General features: G+C 60.6%; 12 protein-coding genes and 1 pseudogene. 4 read left to right on the forward strand and 9 right to left on the reverse strand.

Going from position 1 to position 14,543, the window contains the following annotated elements:
• Position 1: 1 nt before the first annotated feature.
• On the reverse strand, positions 2–223 hold the full coding sequence (locus GWE18_RS37800) for a hypothetical protein (RefSeq protein ID WP_213290821.1): 222 nt from the start codon (positions 221–223) through the stop codon (positions 2–4).
• A gap of 214 nt (positions 224–437) precedes the next feature.
• On the opposite strand from GWE18_RS37800, the gene GWE18_RS37805 reads away from it, so the two are divergent.
• The 3 genes and pseudogenes from GWE18_RS37805 to GWE18_RS37815 form a co-directional block, all read left to right on the forward strand.
• On the forward strand, positions 438–689 hold the full coding sequence (locus GWE18_RS37805; protein WP_057852073.1) for a helix-turn-helix domain-containing protein: 252 nt from the start codon (positions 438–440) through the stop codon (positions 687–689).
• Positions 689–2,014: a type II toxin-antitoxin system HipA family toxin gene (locus tag GWE18_RS37810; RefSeq protein ID WP_275190668.1), complete on the forward strand. Its 1,326-nt coding sequence runs from the start codon at positions 689–691 to the stop codon at positions 2,012–2,014. The genes GWE18_RS37805 and GWE18_RS37810 overlap by 1 nt, the downstream gene beginning before the upstream one ends.
• 251 nt (positions 2,015–2,265) lie before the next feature.
• Positions 2,266–2,802 (forward strand): annotated as a pseudogene (locus tag GWE18_RS37815) (GntR family transcriptional regulator); the annotation flags it as partial.
• Positions 2,803–3,687: 885 nt separating this feature from the next.
• Here the strand turns inward: GWE18_RS37815 and fdxB are convergent.
• From fdxB to nifD, 8 genes are all read right to left on the reverse strand, one after another.
• The gene (fdxB, locus tag GWE18_RS37820) at positions 3,688–3,987 is read right to left on the reverse strand and encodes a ferredoxin III, nif-specific (protein ID WP_275190656.1); all 300 of its coding nucleotides are present in this window, start codon (positions 3,985–3,987) and stop codon (positions 3,688–3,690) included.
• Positions 3,988–4,002: 15 nt separating this feature from the next.
• The gene (locus GWE18_RS37825) at positions 4,003–4,203 is read right to left on the reverse strand and encodes a CCE_0567 family metalloprotein (RefSeq protein WP_275190657.1); all 201 of its coding nucleotides are present in this window, start codon (positions 4,201–4,203) and stop codon (positions 4,003–4,005) included.
• 9 nt (positions 4,204–4,212) lie between these two features.
• Positions 4,213–4,683 carry a NifX-associated nitrogen fixation protein gene (locus GWE18_RS37830; protein ID WP_057846605.1) on the reverse strand — a complete coding sequence of 157 codons (471 nt, stop codon included), beginning with the start codon at positions 4,681–4,683 and terminating at the stop codon, positions 4,213–4,215.
• A 7-nt stretch (positions 4,684–4,690) separates the two neighbouring features.
• Complete coding sequence (nifX, locus tag GWE18_RS37835) at positions 4,691–5,086, reverse strand: nitrogen fixation protein NifX (protein WP_108523372.1); 396 nt, start codon at positions 5,084–5,086, stop codon at positions 4,691–4,693.
• Entirely contained in the window at positions 5,083–6,489 is a 1,407-nt protein-coding gene (gene nifN / locus GWE18_RS37840; RefSeq protein WP_275190669.1) for a nitrogenase iron-molybdenum cofactor biosynthesis protein NifN, read from the reverse strand. Before nifN ends, nifX begins: the two co-directional genes overlap by 4 nt.
• Positions 6,490–6,498: 9 nt before the next feature.
• On the reverse strand, positions 6,499–8,163 hold the full coding sequence (gene nifE, locus GWE18_RS37845) for a nitrogenase iron-molybdenum cofactor biosynthesis protein NifE (protein ID WP_275190670.1): 1,665 nt from the start codon (positions 8,161–8,163) through the stop codon (positions 6,499–6,501).
• Positions 8,164–8,261: 98 nt separating this feature from the next.
• On the reverse strand, positions 8,262–9,821 hold the full coding sequence (nifK, locus tag GWE18_RS37850) for a nitrogenase molybdenum-iron protein subunit beta (RefSeq protein WP_057852067.1): 1,560 nt from the start codon (positions 9,819–9,821) through the stop codon (positions 8,262–8,264).
• A gap of 70 nt (positions 9,822–9,891) precedes the next feature.
• Positions 9,892–11,394 carry a nitrogenase molybdenum-iron protein alpha chain gene (gene nifD / locus GWE18_RS37855; RefSeq protein WP_108522950.1) on the reverse strand — a complete coding sequence of 501 codons (1,503 nt, stop codon included), beginning with the start codon at positions 11,392–11,394 and terminating at the stop codon, positions 9,892–9,894.
• A 726-nt stretch (positions 11,395–12,120) separates the two neighbouring features.
• Between nifD and GWE18_RS37860 the strand changes: the two genes are divergently transcribed.
• On the forward strand, positions 12,121–14,436 hold the full coding sequence (locus GWE18_RS37860; RefSeq protein ID WP_275190671.1) for an NADP-dependent malic enzyme: 2,316 nt from the start codon (positions 12,121–12,123) through the stop codon (positions 14,434–14,436).
• The last annotated feature ends 107 nt before the right edge of the window (positions 14,437–14,543 follow it).

Below are 14,543 nucleotides of genomic sequence, written 5' to 3' on the forward strand. Positions count from 1 at the left end.
ATCACGTCCGGCAGCCCAAGTGAGCTATCGCGTCGTCGCAAAGCGCACTCATGATCTGCTTAACGATGTCATCTATTTGGTAGCCATCTTTAGAGCGGCTGGCATACAAATGCCTACCCATGAATAGAATCTCGTTTTGCTCCAAGAGATGTAATTCCATTGCAGCTCGCCCCTCATTGATCGCAGCGAACTGAATCTCGGTAAAACATCCGATAGCAATCATCGGCACCCTCTCGCCTCTAGCAAGGCGCTCAAGGTGCTCCCTGATTGCCGCTTCCATTCCGGCGTAAAGTGGCTAACGCGATCGCTATAAGGGAAGTCATAGCCTTAATTCCGATAAACGTGTTTTATGCAGTTCAACGCATAATGTCCATTTATGCGCCATTTGCTATATTGCGCTTTTATCGGATTTAGCACATACTAGGTCGGAGTAAGAAATGACCGGCCTTGCCCGCACACCGAACCAGATCGGCAACCTGATCCGCCGCACTCGTAAGAAGCGGGGGCTCAGCCAGTCGCAGGTCGGCGCGCGGGCGGGCCTGCGGCAGGAGACAATCTCGCTCATCGAAACTGGCAATCCGGCAGCCAAGCTTGAAACCATCCTTGCGGTACTCGCGGCCCTAGACCTTGAGTTCCGGATCGTCCCGCGCACCAAAGGCACAGCCGCCGACCTTGAGGACATTTTCTGATGCCCCGGCGTCGCCGCCATGAGCCGCTGCGCGTGCTCCTCAACAACCGCCTCGTCGGCCTGATGAGCAAGGCGGCGACTGGCGCTATTGAATTCCGGTATGAGGCTGACTGGCTCGGATGGGAACATGCCCTGCCCGTCTCGCTCTCGCTGCCGCTGCGGGAGGATGCCTTCCGCGGCGAAGCCATCACGGCCGTCTTCGACAATCTGCTACCCGACTCCGACGCGCTCCGTCGCCGGGTAGCGCAAAGGGTCGGCGCTGCCGGGACCGACGCCTACAGCCTGCTCGCTGCCATCGGCAGGGACTGCGTCGGCGCCCTGCAATTCGTCGCCGACGATGATGATCATCATGATGATGATCACCATGGTGATGGTCGCACCATCGCCGGCGATGCCGTCGATGACGAAGCGATAGAAAAGCTCCTCAACGGGCTTGCCCAGACTCCGCTCGGGCTTACGCGCGACGATCATTTCCGGATTTCCGTGGCAGGAGCGCAGGAGAAAACGGCGCTGCTGCGGCACGGCGGCAAGTGGCTCAAGCCGCACGGCACCACGCCGACGACCCATATTTTCAAGACGCAGATCGGGGAGCTGCCCAACGGCATCGACCTTTCGAACAGCGTCGAGAATGAATACTACTGTCTGAGACTTGCCGCCGCCTCCGGCCTGCCGGTGAACCATGCCGAGATTGCGACTTTCGGTAAGACCACGGCGCTCGTCATCGAGCGCTTCGACCGGCGGTGGACGAAGGATGGCCGCCTGCTCCGCCTGCCGCAGGAGGACTGCTGTCAGGCCCTGTCGGTCCCGCCGACGCGCAAATACCAGAGCGATGGCGGTCCTGGCATGGTGAAGCTTCTTGACCTGCTCAAAGGCAGCGACACGCCCGCTGATGATCAGGCGATGCTGCTCAGAGCGCAAATCTTCTTTTGGCTGATTGGCGCGACCGATGGCCATGCGAAGAATTTCAGCATCTTCATCACGCCTGGCGGCCGCTACCATCTGACACCGCTTTACGACGTGCTCACGGCACAGCCGAGCCTGGACACCGGTCAAATTCAGCGCAAGCAGATGAAGCTCGCAATGTCGGTAGGGACAAACAATCACTACAGGATTGCCGAAGTAGACGGCCGGCATTTCTTGCAGACAGGCGAAGCGGCGGGCGTACCGAAAAAGCTTGTTCAGGAATCAATCGAACGTGTCGCCCTTACCGCTGAAGCTGCGCTCGGCAAAATTGAAAGCGAGCTGCCAGAGGGCTTTCCCGAGGCAATCCATAATTCGGTGAAAACCGCGGCTATGCAGCGTCTGAGTTCATTGAAAGTGCACTAACAGAAAGATTACGGTTTGCGACCGGGGCGAACTGCATTTGCGCCGTATGGCGCTTGCGTCCGCACCGGCCGCCGTTGACCAGCACGCACGAAGTGGTCGCCGAAACGAAGACCTGCTGGATTGGATTCTGCGGCAACGCCCGGAATAGCGCCCTGGGTTGCCTGCGCCGCTAACTCCTCAGAACAGCTTGGCATTCAACCCGAATAGCTAGAGAGTGGCTTATCAAGCAAGCGTAGTTATGCGAACTTTTGATGGCCCAGATGAAGACGCCCCCTAGGCACCGCACGCCGCGAATGGGAGCGCGTCAGATCTACGAAGCGAGGGATCAGATCCTGGGGCGCGTGTACGGCGCCGATGGGCTGCTGCCGTCGTCCCGCGCCCTCGCCGGGAAACTCGGCGTGTCTCGCGGTACGGTGACGATCGCCTATGAGCAACTCGCGGCGGAAGGCTTCATTGAGATCCGCCATGGCGCACGACCGCGCGTTGCACAAGCTGTTGTCGAGAGGGGGCGCGTGCGCGCGACGTGGCGGCCATTGTCACGGAAGGTGCGACTGTCGGGCTACGGTGAGCGTTTGAGACAGGTCGCGCCGCGCTCGGAGGAGCAACCTCGCAACCTCCTCGCAAATTTTCGGTATGGTGACCTCTCACCTTCGGATTTCCCCGTGCTCGCGTGGAAAAGAGCCGCGGTCGCTGCAATGACACGGCGGCCCGCGAGAAAGGCCTACAACGATCCTTGCGGCTCTCGACGGCTGCGGATGGCGCTGCAGGCCTATCTCTGGCGTCACCGTAAGCTATCACAGCTACGAAGTCGTCCTCCCAGTGATAACCGAATTCACGGTTCATCGCGGCAGCACCTTAGAAAGAATCGCTCACGGCGCGAGAGTATTGATCGGGACCAAAGCATCTTTTATCAGACGAGATTCGAGCACTGACACAACCATTACCCTGAATGCGGTACGAGGCGGTAGCATTGCTGTTTCCTGCCAAGTATTCGTGCCAAAAGATCAACCTCCGCCCGAGCCGCCAAAGCCGAGTCAAGTGCGATAGAATTCGAAGTTGCTGGATCCGCTACCGTCTCGGTCGGAATGGTGTGGTGGAACCTACGGCACGGGCCGAAGAGCCACTGGGGGTGGGAATGAGCGTGGGTGAGGCCGAACAAACCGGCAGGACCTTTAGGTGCAAAACGGATCTTGGTGAGACAAGATTTAAGCTCTCGTGGTTCCTGGCAAACGCTAAGCTGGATTAGTTTCTGAGGTTGGCGGCTATCCAGGGCCAAATGAACACTGGGTTCTGATCATTGAGTCTGAGATTCATGGACACTTAAGGTCTGGGCATGGCGAACGTGTCGAGCGGATTGACTTTAGCGCACGCAGCGACGGAACGGCTCGTTCGCCACAGCGGAATGAAGTTATTGAGGATTGGCGATATCTGATTCCATATGGCGGCAGACATTTTGAGCCATCCGAGCCGGCATTTTCGCAGATTAGAATTTCGATACCTGCGGGCGACGAGGGCATGATTCTACACTGCGGTCGGCTCGGCACCCGCAAGCTGGCGGGAATGGATCGGCGCCGAGGGGCTCTATCCCCGAGCGCAGCACACGGAGAGTCCCTTCAGCGAGGCTTCGCCGTCCAACTCCCGCTTGCCTGCGGGAAAGGCGGACAGAGGCGCTGTCAAGCGGCTTCCGTTGCGGCGGGCTGTTGGGTCTGGCAGTTGGTCGGACAAACCCGGGCGCAGGCGCCGCAGCCGATACAAGCGCCCCGGTCATTCATCACCATAATCTTCTTTTCGATCTCACCGTCTTCGTCATCGTCGAGATCGACAAGATCGCCCTCCTCATTGATCCCCTTCAACGTCATGACGTCGCGACCGCAGACCTTGAAACAGCGGCCACAACCGATGCACTTCTTGGGATCAATTGAGATCAGGTAGTTCGGCGTCCAGTCGCGGCCGTCGCGCGTTGCAAATGACATGATCGGATACCCTTTTTAGGCCTTTTCCAGCGCCTTGAGATCCTCGCGCTTGCGCTCGAGTTCGGCAAAGGCATCGTGCGCCTTCTGCGCCACCGCCATGATCGAGGTCCAGTTGATGGGAAGTTCCTCCGACAAATCATGCAGATCCATCTTGGCCTTCGTCGCCTTGACCGACAGCTTTCTTATTTCCCCTTTCAGCATTTCAAGGTCGCTCATGAGCTGCTCTCAATAGTTGGCCACGTCGGGAAATTTCCGGGTCATCTCGATGCCGCCTTCGACGTATTTGTCACCCTCGGCGGCGAGCTTTGCGAGATTGTCGAAGCCGAAGCGATGCACATCGCGCAGCTGCTTGTTCACCACGATCAGCCGGCCGCCGATCAGCACCATGCGGCCAAAGCCTTCGTGGTGCATCTTCAGCATCGGCTGGATCATCACACCGGTCGTCTTCTCGATCGAGAGCGCGACCGCATTGAAGAACAGCTCCAGCCGCCAGACCGTATCCGGATCGGGATCGCCGACGATCGGCAGCGCGCGCCGTTTCTCCTTGTCCAGAATATAGGGTTCGAGGAGATCGAGATCGCTCTTGCCGTCCCAGGCGCCATGGACGTCCTGGGCGCGCCAGATCTTGATCAGTTCCCTCACGAATGGCGCATCGAGCGCGCGATCGGTTTGCACGATATCCGCGGCTTCAGTCATGTCGTCCTCATTCTTCGAAATCGAGCGTGCGCTCCTGGTCCTTTGCCAGTGCCTTGCGCAGCCAGGGTGGCGGCGTACCCTTCAGCACGTGCTGAAGCTTCTCGACCAGCGCCAGAATGTTCTCGGGCTTGTTCACCTTGATGGGATGTATATTGTTCGCCACTACCCGCGCGGCACCGGAGCCGCCGATGGCAGCGACATAGAGAATGGCGCAATCCTTGATTGCCTCGATCTTGGGCGCGAGCTTGTCCTCGTTGCCGTCTTCCTTGAGATCGCCGTAGAACTGAACCGCCTTCAGAAATACGTGCCCGCCCGGCCCAACATCATAGATCGCGATGTACTTGGCCCAGCCAAAGTGCGCATCGACGCGCCTCAAGTCTTGGGTAGCGAATGCGACCTTCATGCAATCGACCCCTCTGTTGCGTCGATGAAGCTACGGCGGCCGGGCTTTAAGGGCCGTCTCGAGGTCCGCCAGCTATCGGGCGTCGGCTGATGATTTTCCTCTCGGTCGGCGATCACGAGATTGGCGATATTGAAGATCACATCGCGCGTGCCGCGATAGCCGACGGATAGCTGGTGTCCCGCGCCGATCCGATCGAACATCGGAAATCCCGCGCGATAAAACGGAATCTTCAGCCGCGCCGCCGCTTGGCGGCCATGCGAATGCGTAATCAGCAGATCGCAATTCCTCGTCCTAGCAAGCTCTTCCAGATCCTCGAGATCGCCGATCAGCACCTCCTTGGTCCCGATCCGCTCCAGCACCGGCGACGGCGTGGTCGTCACGGCCGCCGTCACCTGCGCGCCCATCTCGTGAAGCATGCTGGACAGGTCGAACAGGAGGTCAGGCTCGGCACCGATCGCGAGCCTGCGGCCGCCGACATGGAAATGCGCGTCCAGCATCGCATCGCTGAGCTGGCCGCGCTGGCGCCGATATTTTGCTGGCACAGGGCGGCCACTGATGTCGCTCAGGAAAGCGATGAATTCATCGTTGGGGATGAGGCCGCACAGCCGCTCGAACAAGCGAAACGGCACCCCAGACTTCGCCTGCATGGCTTCTGCCGCCCGCCGCATCTGCGCACCGATGGCAATGGTCCAGCTGGACCGGCCCATGCCCGCGACTTCGTCAACCCCGATGCCACCAATGGTCGTTGGCGTAAACTCGTCCGGGATATGCCCGTCCAGCGATCCCGCGAGATCAGGCAGGAAGGATGGCTTCAGGCCGAAATCCTCCAGGATCGTCCTAAGTTCGTCGAGGTCACCCGGCGTCAGGTGACATCCGGGGAGGACATTCACCCGCGCGGGATCACGCTCCGCCCCGACCGCCGGCGCCTCCACCAGTACCTCGACCATGCATGCCACTGTCTTTCCCCACCCGTCCTGGAAGGCGTCCTTGAAATCGGGCGTGGAGACAAAGACAAGAGGAAATTTGGCAAGCTGCGGATGCTGCTCGCGAATCAGCTTGATGTAGCCGTCGACGTCATCGCCATTGGTTTCGGTCACTCCGGTCGAGCAGATCCCGATGATCTCCGGCTTGGCACGATTGTATATGTTGAGGATAGCCTGCTCGACATTTTCGTAACCGCCGAGCACGGTCGCCACTTCGCTCATCGCAGTCGTCTGCAGCGGCACCGCCTCCTTGAAATGCCGCACGAACAGCGTGAGCCCGAAGGATGTGCACCCTTGCGAGCCGTGCAGAAGCGGCATCGCCCCACGCAGGCCCATGAAGGCGAATGCGCCGCCAATCGGCTGACTCATCTTCAGCGGGTTGACCGCGCAGGCCTTCTTCGGCGTGGTGACGATGGCCATGACGCCGTCCTATTCCGCGGCTTGCAGCATGGCAGGCGGCGAGGAGACCGGCATGGTGGCCAGGATGTCCTCGATCCGCCTCTTACAGCAGCCACCGAACGCGTTGGTGTGCTGTCTGACTGCCTCGACGCTGGTCAGGCCATGCGAGCGGATTGCGTCCTCGAGCGTGCCGAGATCGACTTCCTTGCAGAAGCAGACCTTTTTCGCGCGCCGGGTCGTCTCCGGATCGGCGGCAACCTCGGCGGCCTGCGCGTCCATCTGCGCCATCCCCTTAGTCTGCCGATTCTTCGCCACCTCCTCCCACGGCACTGGTCGACGCAGCTGCTCCCACATCGGGTTGAACAGCGCTCTGTCGATCTCCTCGACCAGCTTCACCATACCGACGTAGCCCATATAAGCGTGGCAGCGCTCCTGGTTGATGTCGAGCCAGGGCATCGCCGCTTTCAGCGCAACGAACTGCGATTTGCCACCCGAGAGCATGATATCCGCTTTCGCTTCCTTGAGCATTTTGTATATCTCGCGCGGCGTCATGTCCTCGATCATGTGGGCATCCTGCCCCATCAGCTCCTTGATGCGCTCCTTGTCCTCCTTGGTGGATTTTTTGACGCTGGTGCCGACCAGCTCGAGCCCTGCCTCCTGCAGCGCCGCCACCACGGACCAGGACTTGACGCCGCCGGTGATCAGAAGTGCCCTCTTACCCGCAAACCGCGGCTTGTACCGTTCGATCGCGGCCCAGGCGCGCGCCTCCTCGCGTGCGATCACCGCCTCGGTGCGCTCGATCAGTTCGGAAGGCGCGCCGCGCTCGACTAACAGCCGGGCGATTTCGCGCAGCGAATCGCTAGAATCCTGGATGCCATAGAACGACCCTTCGAAAAACGGGATGCCGTAACGCTCCTCCATCTTGCGCGCGACATTGATCATCGCCTTCGAACATACCATCATGGCAGCGCGCGCCCGGTGCGAAGAAGCGACTTCGCGATATTTGCCGTCCCCCGAGATGCAGGAGAGGATGCGGATACCGAGCTCGTCAAGCAGCGGCTTGACCTGCCAAAGCTCGCCGGAGAGGTTGTATTCGCCAATCAGGTTGATGTCGTAGGGCGTGGTGTAGTTCGGCTCTTGCGTGCCGATGACGTGCTCGAGCAAGGCCTCGCCGGCGAGCTTGTTGCCTAGGTTCTTGGGGCCGACGAAGCCCGGCGAATTTACGGGAATGACCGGCTTGCCGAGCTTTTGCGAAGCCGCCTTGCAAACCGCATTGATGTCGTCGCCGATCATGGCGGGAACGCAGGTCTGATAGACGAAGATGGCCGACGGGTTGTACTTGTTGATGATCTCTTTGATTGCCTTGTAGAGACGCTTCTCGCCCCCAAATACTATATCGGTTTCGTTCATGTCAGTGGTGAAGCCGGTCCGCCAGATGCTGGCGCCAGACGAAGCCGCACCGCGGTTGTCCCAGGAATTACCCTCGCAGGCGATCGGACCGTGCACCAGATGGGCGACGTCGGTAAAAGGCTGCAGCGCAATTTTGGCGCCGTCGAAGGCGCAGCCGCCTGCGGCGCCGCCCGGCTGCAGCTGCTTGGTGCAGCCCTTCTTGCGCTCGGCATCCGACTTGTTGGCGTTCTTGGCGCAGCCCGGCTCGTTGAACATCTCCTGGATCGTGGCCGATAGCGAACTCATCCGTCTCTCCTCTCAACCGAGCTTGTTCGCGAAGATCAGTCCATCGTGCGCTTAGGCCATCGCCGACGTTTGCCGGCGATGGCGCGCGCCGTTCGTCATCAACGAATGATGTCGAAGCTATAGTCGGTCTTGCCGGCAATGTTGGTCTTCTTGTCGATCTCGTCGAAGATCTTGTCGAGAATCTTCACCAGCACGTTCATGCCCCCCTGATAGCCCCACACCGGAGAGCGGTGATGGTGATGCCGATCGAAGATTGGGAAACCGATCCGGATCAGCGGCGTACCCGTGTCGCGCTCCAGATACTTGCCATAGGTGTTACCAATCAGGAAGTCGACAGGCTCGGTGAACAAGAGCGAGCGCATATGCCAGAGGTCTCGCGCCGGATAGGCATGGCAGTTCTGCCCAAACGGCGAGCTCCCAAACAACGCCTGCATTTTCTTCTCCCAGGCCTTGTTGCCGTTCGTGGACAGCACATGGATCGGCTCGGCGCCAAGCTCGAGCAGGAAGGCAGCCAACCCATAGCAGAGGTCTGGATCGCCATAGATCGCGAACTTCTTGCCGTGGATATGCGCGCTGGAGTCGGCCATCGCGTCGACCAAGCGGCCGCGTTCTCGTGCCAGTCCCTCCGGAATGTCCTTGCCACTGATGCGCGACAGCGCCATGAGAAACTCATCCGTTGCGGACACGCCCACCGGATAATTGAACGCCACCACCTCCTGGCCATGGGCGGCGATGAACGGCAGCGTCTTTTCCGTGCACCACTGCTGCATGGAGATCGTTGCCTTAGCGTGAACCGCGTTCGCGGCGTCTTCCAGAGTCGTGCCGCCGTCATACATCCGGAACTCGCCGTCGGTCGGTGTATCGAACACATCGGAATTATCGGCAAGAATGGTGTACTGGATGCCCATCAATTCGAAGATGCGCTTGATCTCGCGGATGTTGCCGACGGTGTAGCCGTCAAAGCCGCCGATGAGGTTGATCTTCTTGTTGGGCGCGCGCTCGAGTTTCGCGGCTGTCCCCGCCTTGCCGTCCCAGAAATGCTCGAGGATGCCCTTGAGCGCATTGTCGTACCCGGTGACGTGGCTGCCCACGAAGGCTGGCGTGTGCGCAAACGGCACATCGAAATCAGCTGGCACCGAGCCTTTTTCCTTGGACGTTTTGATAAAGGCATTGAGGTCGTCTCCGATCACCTCCGCCATACAGGTGGTGGAGACCGCGATCATCTTGGGCTTATACATATTATAGCTGTTGGCGAGCCCATCGATCATGTTGTTCAGCCCGCCGAATACCGCAGCGTCCTCCGTCATCGACGAGGAGACGCAGGAGCTTGGCTCCTTGAAGTGCCGCGAAAGATGGCTGCGGTAATAGGCCACGCAGCCTTGGGAGCCGTGCACGAAGGGCAGCGTGGCCTCGAAGCCAACCGAGGCGAACACCGCGCCCAGCGGCTGGCAGGCCTTGGCTGGGTTTACCGTCAGCGCTTCCCGCGCAAAATTCTTTTCGCGATATTCGGGCGTCTTCGCCCATTCCCTAATGCGTTCGACCTCCGCGGCATCGCGGGGATTCTCGAACATCTTCTTCTTGTTGGCCAGCATCTGCTGGTATTCCGGACCGCGGAACAGCTCGAAATGATCGAGCACGTGTTCTGCACTCTGCGCCATTGGTAGGATCCCTTCGAAAATCGTGATTAATGTCGGCTCCGGCTCTCAGCAGAGAGCCGAGCCACTCGAGTTATTCGGCAGCCAACAGCTTCGGCTTCGGGACGTCCTTCCACGGCGCCTTGGTCTTCTTCCAGATCGGTGAGTTGATGGCCATGTCCATGTCGCGCGCGAAGATCGCAAATCCATCATAGCCATGATACGGACCCGAATAGTCCCAGGAGTGCATTTGGCGGAACGGCACGCCCATCTTCTGGAAGACATATTTTTCCTTGATGCCCGAGCCGACCAGGTCAGGCTGGACCTTCTCGACGAAGCGTTCGAACTCGTAGCCGGTAACGTCGTCGTAGATCAACGTGCCATCCTTGACGTAGTGCTGGGCGGTGCGTTGGTAGTCATCATTGTGGCCGAACTCGTAGCCGGTGCCGACGACCTCCATGCCGAGATCTTCATAAGCGCCGATCACGTGGCGCGGACGCAGTCCGCCAACGAACAGCATCACGCTCTTGCCTTCCAGGCGCGGGCGATACTTAGCGATCACCGCGTCCACCAGCGGCTGATATTTTGCAATCACCCGCTCGGCACCCTCCTTGATCTTGTCGTCGAAATAGCCGGCGATCTTGCGCAGCGACTCCACGATCTTAGAGGGCCCGAAGAAGTTGTATTCGCACCAGGGAATGCCAAACTTCTCCTCCATATGCCGCGAGATGTAGTTCATCGAGCGGTAGCAATGCAGCACGTTAAGCTTCGCCTTTGGCGTTGCCTCGAGCTCGGCCAGGGAACCGTCGCCGGACCACTGCGCGATAACGCGCAGGCCCATTTCCTCCAGCAGGATTCGGGATGACCACGCGTCGCCGCCGATATTGTAGTCGCCGATGATCGCGACATCATAGGGCGTCGGCTCGAACGTCGGCTTGCTCTCGGGCGTGACCTTGTCGAACACCCAATCGCGCACCGCGTCGTTGGCAATATGGTGACCGAGCGATTGTGACACGCCGCGGAAACCCTCGCAGCGGACCGGCACGATGGTCTTGCCCCCATATTCCTTCGACTTCGCCCTGGAGACCGCCTCGATGTCGTCGCCGATCAGGCCGATCGGGCATTCCGATTGGATGGTGATGCCGTTGTTGAGCGGGAACAGCTCCTGGATCTCGTCAATGACTTTGACGAGCTTCTTGTCGCCGCCGAACACGATATCCTTTTCCTGGAAGTCGGATGTGAACTGCAAGGTCACGAAACTATCGATGCCTGTCGTGCCGACGTAATAGTTACGCCGCGAGCCCCACGAGTACTGTCCACAGCCGACCGGACCATGGCTGATATGGATCATGTCCTTGATCGGTCCCCAGACCACACCTTTGGAGCCCGCGTAGGCGCAGCCGCGGATCGTCATCACGCCGGGGATGGATTTGAGGTTGGACTTGACTCCGCAGTCCGACTTGCCGACCTCGTGAACATTGAGGTGCTTGGCGCGCCGTTTTGCGGTCTTCTCCGGATAGACCTTCAGCACCTCCTGAATCAGCTCTTTGTTGCGGGCTTTGATTTCTGCGATGCTCTGGGTCGGGGCTAGACTCATGCTGATATCCTTCAAAGGTTTCCTGTTGCGACGGCGGCTCTCGGCCAAGACTTTTGCAACGACTGTGCCAGCCGCGGCGTAAGCGCAAAAATCAGCGCAGTTGAAAGTAGATAGCCACGTTCGCGCGGGTAACCGGACCGTTGTTGCAAACCCGACATTGAGCGTGTCCACAGACGTGCTCGTTTGATCCTGTTCGAAATAAAACAAGGGAGGGCGCGCGTAATATTGCACCGCATTGCCCCACAAGGCCGCGAGAACATTGCGATACTTGGCGGGCCCGCTGCCGGAAATCGCACGTGACGAGGCGACCCAGCTGCAAGGCTGCGTCAGCCAGTCTGGCTCACCATCGTCGCGAAGCCCGACCGCTGCTCACCTCGTTGGCGACGGTGGTGCGCACATTGCGCCTGGCCTCGTCGCCATCCTGATCCCGGCCAGCCAGCCAGAGAGATCGTCGCGGCCGATCCGCAGGCATTGCTCGAGTGCCTTGAGCACCTCAAGCCACAGCGCTCGTACGATTTCCGCTCTATGGTCTTCTGCATGCGCGTCGACGCCCAGGCCGCCCTAGCTGATGCGCCTTAACGCACTAGGGGCTGTTGATGGGGTGCGATCCGATGTTGCATCCAGGCTGCCGGGCGTGCTTCACCTCCGGCTCCATCTACCGGACAACCGACCCCGGCTAGACTAGCACAGAATTAGAAGCTTCGGGTCAGGAAACGCGAGAGTAGCATGTCATCCCATTCTGAAGATCTCTTTTCGGCGGCGCTGGCTTATCACCGGCTGCCACGACCCGGTAAGCTCGAAATCCAGGCGATCAAGCCGCTCGTCAACCAGCGCGACCTTGCGCTCGCCTATTCGCCCGGCGTTGCCGCCGCCTGCACCGAAATCGCCAAAGACCCCGCTGAGGCCGCCTCGCTGACGGCGCGTGGCAATTTGGTCGCCGTGGTCAGTAACGGCAGCGCCGTGCTCGGCCTCGGCAACATCGGCCCGCTGGCGTCCAAGCCGGTGATGGAGGGCAAGGCGGTGCTTTTCAAGAAGTTCGCCGGCATCGACGTGTTCGACATCGAGATCAAGGCCGACACTATCGAGCGCGTGGTCAACACCGTGGCGGCGCTGGAACCGACTTTCGGGGGCATCAATCTCGAAGATATCCGCGGACCGGAATGCTTTGAAATCGAGGCGCAGCTGAAGGAGCGGATGAAGATCCCGGTCTTCCATGACGACCAGCACGGCACCGCGATCATCGTGGGCGCTGCGATCGTCAACGCGCTGCTTCTCAACGGCAAGAAGCTGCCCGAAGTGAAGATCGTCTGCTCCGGCGCCGGCGCGGCCGCGATCGCCTGTCTCAACCTGCTGGTGTCGATGGGGGCGCAGCGCAAGAACATCTCGGTCTGCGACATCGATGGCGTCGTCCATGAAGGCCGCAACACCTCGATGGACCCCTGGAAGGCTGTCTATGCGCAGAACACTGATGCGCGGGTGCTCGCGGATGTCATCCCCGGTGCGGATGTCTTCTTGGGGTTGTCAGCGCCGAACGTGCTGAACCCGGAAATGGTCAAGCAGATGGCCGACAAGCCGCTGGTGATGGCGCTCGCCAACCCTGTGCCGGAGATCATGCCGGACGAGGCCCGCAAAGCCCGTCCCGACGCGATGATCTGCACGGGACGTTCGGACTTCCCGAACCAGGTCAATAACGTCCTGTGCTTTCCGTTCATCTTCCGCGGCGCGCTCGACGTCGGCGCCACCGCGATCAACGAGGAGATGAAGCATGCGGCGGTCGATGCAATCGCGCAGCTTGCGCGCGATCCGCCGTCGGACGCGGTGCCGCCCGGCTTCGACACCGGCGAGACGCAGGGCTTTGGGCCGGGATCGCTGATCCCGAGCCCGTTCGACCCGCGCCTGATCCTGCGCATCGCGCCGGCGGTGGCGAAGGCTGCGATGGACTCCGGCGTCGCGACGCGGCCGATCAAGAATTTCGACGAATATCGCGCGCTGCTCGAGCGGTTTGCGTTCCGCTCCGGCCTCGTCATGAAGCCGATGTTCGCCAAGGCCAAGACGCAGCCGGTGCGCGTCATCTACGCCGAGGGCGAGGACGAGCGCGTGCTGCGCGCCACGCAAGTGGTGCTCGAGGAGAAGCTGGCGCGACCGATCCTGGTGGGGCGGCCGTCGGTGGTGGAAACCCGCATCAAGCGGTTTGGCCTGTCGATCAAGGCGGGCAAGGATTTTGACCTTGTCAATCCCGAGGACGATCCGCGCTATCGCTCCTACGTGCAGTCCTATATCGACGTTGCGGGGCGCCGCGGCGTCACGCCGGATGTGGCGCGCACGGTGGTGCGCACCTACAACACGGTGATCGCGGCGCTCGCGGTGGTGCGCGGGGAAGCCGACGCCATGCTGTGCGGCGTCGAGGGGCGGTACATGAGCCATCTGCGCCATGTGCGCGAGATCATCGGCTTCTTGCCGGGGGTCAGCGATTATGCGGCGCTGGCGCTGATGATCACCAGCAAGGGCTCCTATTTCATCGCCGATACGCAGGTGCGGCCCAGCCCAAGCGCGGAGGAACTGGCGGAAATGGCGGCGCTGGCGGCGCTCCACGTCCAGCGCTTCAACTTCAAGCCGAAGGTCGCGTTCGTGTCGCATTCCGACTTCGGCAGCCATGACACCGATTCCTCGCGCAAGATGCGCCGCGCCACCCAGCTTCTGAAAGAGAAGCACCCGGAGCTTGAGGCCGACGGCGAGATGCAGGGCGACACCGCGCTGTCGGCCGCTGCACGACGGATGGTGCTGCCGCAATCGAGGTTGGAAGGCGAGGCCAACATCCTGATCATGCCGACGCTGGATGCGGCCAACATCGCCTATCAGACGATCAAGGTCCTGGCGGATGCGCTTCCCGTGGGGCCGATCCTGATCGGTCCGGCGCGGCCGGCGCATATCCTCACGCCCGGGGTGACCGCGCGCGGCGTCCTCAACATGACGGCGGTCGCCGCGGTCGAGGCCCAGGAGCGCGCCGGCGCGCGCAACCAACCTAGGAGCCTGTCTGAGTAGTGACTGGTCAAGAGGGTGCGAGTCTGATTCCTTGCGTGGCCATGAGCAAGGAATTTCGCCCCTGGAAGATCGACGAGGTCCAGCTTCTGCCGCCGAGCGTGCAGGAC

Origin of the sequence: Bradyrhizobium sp. CSA112, from assembly GCF_029051645.1 — a bacterium.
GTDB lineage: Bacteria > Pseudomonadota > Alphaproteobacteria > Rhizobiales > Xanthobacteraceae > Bradyrhizobium.